We start from the raw sequence: 953 nt of genomic DNA on the forward strand, positions 1-953 counted from the left end.
GCGTTCGGCTAACAATACAAATAAAGAGTGCAAGGCTCATCCCATTTCGCTCGCCACTACTTTGGGAATCTCGGTTGATTTCTTTTCCTGCGGTTACTTAGATGTTTCAGTTCACCGCGTTCGCTTCGCATGGCCTATGTATTCAGCCATGGATACTCCATAAGGAGTGGGTTTCCCCATTCGGACATCTACGGATCAAAGCTCGTTTGCCAGCTCCCCGTAGCTTTTCGCAGGCTACCGCGTCCTTCATCGCCTGTGATCGCCAAGGCATCCACCACATGCACTTGTTCGCTTGACCCTATAACGAGTCTGTCTCATCTTTCGACGCTACAGTCGCTACAGGTTGAGTTCTCGCGTTGTGCCGTATTCCAATTGAGCCGAACAATGAAGTTCGAATCATCTTGAGATACATCGATACAATCACAACCCGGATAGTTTCCACGCCCATCTCAAGACGCTTCCGCTATCCAAATTACTTACTTCTTCCAGATTGTTAAAGAACGACAGCCGATATCTGTTGATATCCTCTGACTGGCTCAATCGCCAATGACAAAAATTCGACGACGTCGAACACTTGTCATTGAGGATTGGTGGAGGCAGACGGGATCGAACCGACGACCCCCTGCTTGCAAAGCAGGTGCTCTCCCAGCTGAGCTATGCCCCCATGAGTACAGATTCCCTCAGGTACCTACCGCCAGACAATGGTGGGTCTGGTTGGATTCGAACCAACGACCCCCGCCTTATCAAGACGGTGCTCTAACCGACTGAGCTACAGACCCCTGAGTCTGTCTTTGATTTACAGCCGATAAGCGTGAGCGCTCAACTATGCGAGAAGCTCTGGAAAGGAGGTGATCCAGCCGCACCTTCCGATACGGCTACCTTGTTACGACTTCACCCCAGTCATGAATCCTACCGTGGTGACCGTCCTCCTTGCGGTTAGACTAGCCACTTCT

Annotated in this window: 2 tRNA genes and 2 rRNA genes; all 4 read right to left on the reverse strand. The window is 50.9% G+C overall.

The features are described from left to right. Positions 1-298: ribosomal RNA gene (locus CFB52_RS33995) — 23S ribosomal RNA — on the reverse strand; the annotation flags it as partial. A gap of 290 nt (positions 299-588) precedes the next feature. Then, positions 589-664, reverse strand: a tRNA-Ala gene (locus CFB52_RS34005). Between the two features lie 38 nt (positions 665-702). After that, positions 703-779 (reverse strand) — tRNA-Ile (locus CFB52_RS34010). Between the two features lie 62 nt (positions 780-841). After that, a 16S ribosomal RNA gene (locus CFB52_RS34015) occupies positions 842-953 on the reverse strand; the annotation flags it as partial.

This window comes from Burkholderia sp. AU18528, from assembly GCF_002223215.2.
GTDB classification, from domain to species: domain Bacteria; phylum Pseudomonadota; class Gammaproteobacteria; order Burkholderiales; family Burkholderiaceae; genus Burkholderia; species Burkholderia semiarida.